The 6,394-nt window shown below is 33.2% G+C and carries 6 protein-coding genes; all 6 read right to left on the reverse strand.

Annotation, left to right across the window (positions count from 1 at the left end):
• Positions 1-187, reverse strand: a 187-nt coding sequence (locus tag AADI82_RS12870) for a sialidase family protein (RefSeq protein ID WP_341216834.1), incomplete at its 3' end; no start/stop codon positions are given.
• Positions 188-680: 493 nt separating this feature from the next.
• Positions 681-962, reverse strand: coding sequence for a VCBS repeat-containing protein (locus AADI82_RS12875; protein ID WP_341216835.1), 282 nt, complete (start codon positions 960-962; stop codon positions 681-683).
• A 37-nt stretch (positions 963-999) separates the two neighbouring features.
• Positions 1,000-1,890 carry a glycosyl hydrolase family 17 protein gene (locus AADI82_RS12880; RefSeq protein ID WP_341216836.1) on the reverse strand — a complete coding sequence of 297 codons (891 nt, stop codon included), beginning with the start codon at positions 1,888-1,890 and terminating at the stop codon, positions 1,000-1,002.
• A 28-nt stretch (positions 1,891-1,918) separates the two neighbouring features.
• Positions 1,919-3,559 (reverse strand): MFS transporter, encoded by a 1,641-nt coding sequence (locus tag AADI82_RS12885; protein ID WP_341216837.1) that lies wholly within the window; start codon positions 3,557-3,559, stop codon positions 1,919-1,921.
• Between the two features lie 18 nt (positions 3,560-3,577).
• On the reverse strand, positions 3,578-5,029 hold the full coding sequence (locus AADI82_RS12890) for a glycoside hydrolase family 30 protein (RefSeq protein ID WP_341216839.1): 1,452 nt from the start codon (positions 5,027-5,029) through the stop codon (positions 3,578-3,580).
• A gap of 59 nt (positions 5,030-5,088) precedes the next feature.
• The gene (locus AADI82_RS12895; protein ID WP_341216838.1) at positions 5,089-6,357 is read right to left on the reverse strand and encodes a glycosyl hydrolase family 17; all 1,269 of its coding nucleotides are present in this window, start codon (positions 6,355-6,357) and stop codon (positions 5,089-5,091) included.
• Positions 6,358-6,394 lie beyond the last annotated feature (37 nt).

Genomic DNA, 6,394 nt, shown 5'->3' on the forward strand with positions numbered 1-6,394 from the left:
AATCACCATTTAGCGCTGTAACGATTGCTGGAATTCTATAACAAGCAACACCATCTTCCATTCCTGAACTAAATAGTGTTACAAATTCTAAACTCTTGTTAATTGTTTGATTATTCTCTGTATTTAATTTAACTCCACACGAGTAAAATAACACAATCATTATTAGTACAATGCTATTTTTTGTCATAAAATTTTAAAATAAAAAAACCTATAAATTCTAGCTTGGCTACTTTTTATTACTAAATAGCGATAACGGAGCACTGTTATTTGTTACAATAATTAAATTTTTATTGCTCTGCTCAAGTATTTTAATATATCTACTATCATGTGGAACATAAAATCCGCTTTCGAAAAGGTTTTATAAAACTGAAATTATTGTTTCCATCGCCTAAAAACACCGATCCAATTCCTGCATCATAACGCGTTATTTCAACTTCTACACCGTAGTGATTTCAAACCGTTATAATATCATTATTTCCATCGCCATTAACATCTAAAACTAATGATGCTTTTATTGAAGAAACTTGTGCCTGTATTGGTAATGATTTCCTTATAAGTTTACCACCATCATTTATTAAAATTATACTTTCAAAACTATCTATCTCGTAAATAATGGCATCATCTACTTTATCTTCAGGTTAATATCTAACAATTTTGAGGATGCAAAACTGTGATAATCTTTAAATTTTTCTGCCACAAAAGAATATATCTGGCAATCCATCATTATTTATATCTCCAATAGCTACGCCAGCACCACTGTATAACTGATTATAGTATAAGTGATTTACCGTTTTAGATTCTTTAATAGCATTATTAAAATCTATGCCTGTTCTTTCTGAAGATAGCAATTCTAATCCTCCTATTAGTGTTTCAGGATAAAGATTGCGCTTAGGGTTATTACATAATAGCACAACAAAAACAATTACTAATAAAACACTATACAGAGGTTTTGTTTTAATCATTTTAGTCATATTATTTTGAAAATTTATTACAACTATATTAGTATTTAAGCTTTTCGTCTTTATCCCAAATTCCCCAATAGGCGCCAACATTGCCTTCGGCTCCAACTTTCCAAGATTCATCAAAAGATGAAAAGTAAAAAACATCTACATTATCTTCTTTAGACCATAATTGCGTATTTATAAAATACTTCATAGCGTTTTCATAGGATGGTGTTGCACCTTGCAAACCTTCTCCTTCACTAGGCCACCCCGTTTCTGAAATAATAACTTTTTTACCATTAGCTGCTTTAGTAGCTTGGTTTAACATATCTTTCATGTATAATAAAGAATATTCTAAACTACAACCTTCCCAATACGGATAACAGTTTGCTAAAATTACATCACAAGCTTCAGTTATTTTTGGACGATGAACAAATTCATAATACGCATCTACATAACCAACAGGAATATCTTTTGGTAATGTTTCTTTAACTTGATACATAAAACCTAAAAGCTCTGCTTCAGTTAAATCTCCTCTATACATGACTTCATTTCCAACTGCAGCAATATCTACATAACCATCTTTTGCTAATTGTATAAGACCAGCAATTTCTTTTTTGTTAATTTCTGCATCATCACCTAACCAAGCTCCAACCAATGTTTTTATTCCATATTCTTTCGCAATACGAGGAATAGTTTCATTACCATCTGTACATGAAAAAGAACGAATCCATTTTGTATATGGTTTAATAATTTTCATTCGTCTACGAATCTGTGCTTCTGAAATTTGATCTCCGGGTTCTTGACCTTCTTCATAAGGACTAAACCCTATACCGTGCATACCTCCTTTTAAAACTCTTTTAAATATGTTTTCTAATCCTTTTGTTGTCTTGTCATTAAGATTAGCTCCTAATAACGACAGCATTTTATGGTCTCTTTTACTTGACATTATTTTAATTTTTTATTTATGACCTTTTCTATAATTCTCCTCTTCGTTTTACTAGCTCTACTTTTATTTCTCTTGATCTAGTTTCATTTAAATTGTATTTCCACATAATCCAAACAGCAATAGCCGCAGTAACTGCTGGTATTACAATATCTGCGATTCGTAATCTTGTCATTGTTTCAGCTGTTTGAGACACAGCATCTTCGTCAAAACCAACTAGACTTAATATTGCTCCCCCAAGCACCAATGCTAGTGCCTGACCCAGTTTTACAAACCACCAGTATATTGCACCAAAGGTACCTTCCTTACGAGGCATACCATTTTCAAGTTCATCTAAATCACAAACATCGGCTGTCATACTCATCATTAAGGTAAACAAACCTCCCAAACCAAAAGCCATGAGCGGAATTGGTACAAACATTAGCCATGGACCTCCTTGGCTCGTATCCATACTAAACCATGACATACCAATACTATCTAAAAAAGGATTAATCGCATCAAATACAGATGCCACAAAATTATTTAATTCTCTACCAATAGTAGACTGATTAAACTGTGCGTTTAAGTTATTATCAAAACCCCACCATTTGAAGCAATAACCAATAATAGAAATCACTGTAGAAATAATAAAGGCTTTTCGTTTTCCCCATTTATCAGAAATACGAGAAATGATAGGAATAACCATAAAGGCAGTTACTATTGCTGTAAGTGAAGCAAACCAAGCAGGCCAAGTACTTGCTAAACCATAATCACCATTATAAATGTAAAATACTATTATGAAAAAACTGAACGAAGCTACCATTTGAAAACCATTAAAAACTAAAAATGTAGCTCCACACAACTTCATAAAAGGCTTGTTTTTAAATACTTCCTTTATACCCTGTCCTAATTCTTTAAAATTAGATGATAATGTTTTAAGACCTATCTCTTTTCTGTTTTCCATTTTCCCAGCATCAAGTCCTTTACAGAATAAAGCTGGTAAAATCCCAAGCACAATACAAATCAAACCAACTATTAACGACAATTTACGAACTCCAGTTCCTTGCAATTTTTCTGTTGTTATTTTTTGCAATTCATCACCTATAAGCCCCATTTCTCCAATAGTTCTTAACACTTCTTCACTTATAGGAAATACGGTAGGATCTGCAATAACTACCCAAAACCAAGGTACTAGCATCCAAGCAATTTGCCCAACCGTATTTGCAAATGCCATTAAGCGTGTACGCTCGTTATAATCGGTAGTCATTTCATACCCTAAACCTACCAATGGCGTAGCATACATTGTGTTTCCAACGAGAAACAATAGAGACATTAGAAGAAAATACCAAAAGTTAAACATAACGGAATTATCTTCACTTAGTTGGAATAAAAGCGCAAATAATACACCACTTAAAACTGCTCCGATAAAAATATATGGTCTTCGCCTACCCCATTTCGATTTTGTATTATCCGAAATAAAACCCATTATTGGATCAGTGAGCGCATCGAATATTCTAGGTAAACCACCCAACAAACCTGCTAACCATGGATCCATTCCAAATGCAGTTACTAAAAAGAACATGAATACAGCTAAAGCTCCTGGTAATAAATTTAGTACTAAGTGTCCTGAGCCAAAGGCCATTTTTTGTCCGAAAGGAACTTTGTCCCTCTTTGCAGTTTTTATGTTTGACATATCTTTTGGTTTGTTTAGTTATAATTCCTTTTTTGGAATGACAATAGTTTGAATTGCTTGCGCATCTATTGAAATTTCTACTGTTTTTTCTTTAATAGATAAGTTTATAGTTTTTGGGGTTTCTGTTTCATTAAAAAGTACAACTGAGATTGTTCCATCTGGATTTTGTGCTGCTGTAGCCATTAATTTTTCATCAGAATTTTCTAATCCAATAATTTTCGCATCTGGCCTTATATATTTACTAAAGTGTGCCATAGTGTAATACAATGGTGTAAAGTAAACTTCATCTTTATCTGGGTCAACAATTACTGGCGCCACACACCAGTTTTCAAACCAATTTGGCCCACCTTGAGTATCTAAAACCATATTCCAATCTACCCATCCATCTACCCAGTTATTAAGGCAACCAATAATATCTCTAGCATAGCGGTTTACTGGCGAATATTTGGGGTGTAAATATTTTTGGTCTTCAGGAGCCCAATCCCACCCCCAATCGGTTGCTTCTTTTCTCCAATACCACGCATCATCTTTCCATACCGGCACTTGAGAATCTACACAGCCTTCGGTTTCAATTAAATACTTATTTGGGGCTTTGTTATGTGCGTATTGCAAGGCTTCTGGGAAAAAATCATAAGTACTCTCGTACCAGTGAATTGCTGTTCCGTGAAAATACTTTGAAGACCCTTCATCTCTATACATTTCATCTACCCATTCTTTTAATCCTGCTCTATTTTGATCGTAGCCTAAAATAATTTTATCACCATAACCATCGGCTTCTAATTTTGGACCTAAATGAAATTGAACAAAATCTGTCATTTCTTTTGGAGAAAAATGCATGCTCTCCCAATTATTTCCATTTCCATGAGGTTCATTCTCTACTGTAAACCCCCATATTTCAATATCTTCAGCTTTATAAGCTTCAATATATTTTGAAAAGAATAACGCCCAAGTGTCATAATATTTTGGTAATAATTTACCGCCTACCCAACTGTTATTATCTTTCATCCAAGGCGCTGCAGACCACGGTGAAGCAAAAATTTTAAATCCATCGTCTGATACTGCTAAAGCATCTTTTATCATTGGGATTAAATCATCTTTATCTTCTTTAATAGTGAAGTGTTTTAAATTTACATCATCTTCAACAGGTGTATATGAATAGTTTGTGAGTGAGAAATCGCAAGAATTCATATGTGTTCTGGTTAATGAATATCGCGCTCCATCTTTAGCAAAATAAGCTTGTAAAATAGTATCTCTATTTTTTTTACTCAACTTGTTTAATAAATACGCTGAAGACTCTGTAAAGGCTCCTCCAAAACCAGTAATGGTTTGAAAGGTTTGTTCTGGATTTAATACAATAGACGCTTTATTTTCTAAGGTTTTAAACTCTGTAACTTTGGATAGTTTATTTCCTTTAGCTGATGTTTCAAAAACCTCAACTTGTAATTTATTATCTATTTCATTACAACTCATAGCCACTAGCAAAAAACAATAGACATAATATTTTAACTGTTTCATTTTTAATATTTTAATTAATGAGGCACTCCAACTTCAACAATAGAAGGCGGTACTAAAACATCCTTCATTAAATCTTCTTTATTACCATTATAAGTTTTAGTTATTGGGTTTCCATCTCTAGTTAATCCTTTAAAAATACCTTTATCTACCATATCCCATAAGGCATATTTTGCTTCTCCTTTTAAATTGATTAAACCAAAATGGTTTTCTGATCCTTTAGCGTTATGCGAATCTTTCCATTGTTCATCAAAAGCTTCAAAATAGAAACAAGAAATGCCTTCTTTATTTGTCCAATTTCTCATCAGTTCGTAATAACGTCCTGATTTATATTCGTCTGTTGCTCTTGAACCATTAACTCCATAATGCCCGTTAGATACTGTTGCCCAACCTGTTTCTCCAATATGAACGGGTTTATTTACTCCCAAGCTTTTCATATAGCTATTAATAGAATCATACTGTTTTATTGCAAACTCTTTTGCTCTAAGCATTGCTGCTTCAATTTTTTCACTTTCTGAAAGGTTAATCTCGTTTTCTGGAACTAACCAAAATGCAGGATTATAGTGAGAATTATGCATAGGATACGTATGCATTGAGATATAATCTACTGCCTTTATCAATTGTTCTAAATCTTGGGTATGATAACTTGAATCTCCACCGCCCCATGATGAAAAATCATCTGAACTGGTAATCCATAAATCTTTAGGTAACTCCCCTGATTGCTTTAATTCTTGTAGATGATTTACCCATTTTAATATCACATTTGGACGCACAAAATAACTGGTTGCCCAACGCACCATTGCTTCGTTACCAACAGCAATAATCTTTACAATATCTGGATAAGCTTTTGCTAACGCCACTGCCCTATCTATTTCACCTGCATTCTGTTCGCTTTCAACTTCATGGTTTGGTTCTAGATCTGTCCATGCATTTTGGCAATCTATCCATGCACCTAACATGACATACATTTCGAAACTAGGATCCTCTTTTTTTAATTCACTTATCGCTATTAATAAGTTTGGTGCTTGTTGTAATTGCACATTATAAGTTCTCAAAATTTTAATACCCATTGCTGCTAAAATCTTCATATCTTCTTTTAGCTCATCAACAGTCGGCTGAACATCACGAGTTGTTTGACGATAACCACCATATGAAATCGCTAAGTATTCAGGATTTCCTAAAATATTAGCAGCAGTTACATTCATTTTATTATTAGGTTTTTCATTACATGCAAGCATAGAAATCAAAATTGATAGGGTTAATATGATTTTTAATCTTGTTTTCATGTGATTAGTATTAATTGTTTATTATTCGGTCACATGC

Origin of the sequence: uncultured Wocania sp., from assembly GCF_964021735.1 — a bacterium.
GTDB lineage: Bacteria > Bacteroidota > Bacteroidia > Flavobacteriales > Flavobacteriaceae > Wocania_A.

Coding starts and splice junctions, on each gene's coding strand:
- AADI82_RS12875 (WP_341216835.1), bottom strand. CDS start 962: ATGATTAAAACAAAACCTCTGTATAGTGTTTTATTAGTAATTGTTTTT.
- AADI82_RS12880 (WP_341216836.1), bottom strand. CDS start 1,890: ATGTCAAGTAAAAGAGACCATAAAATGCTGTCGTTATTAGGAGCTAAT.
- AADI82_RS12885 (WP_341216837.1), bottom strand. CDS start 3,559: ATGTCAAACATAAAAACTGCAAAGAGGGACAAAGTTCCTTTCGGACAA.
- AADI82_RS12890 (WP_341216839.1), bottom strand. CDS start 5,029: ATGAGTTGTAATGAAATAGATAATAAATTACAAGTTGAGGTTTTTGAA.
- AADI82_RS12895 (WP_341216838.1), bottom strand. CDS start 6,357: ATGAAAACAAGATTAAAAATCATATTAACCCTATCAATTTTGATTTCT.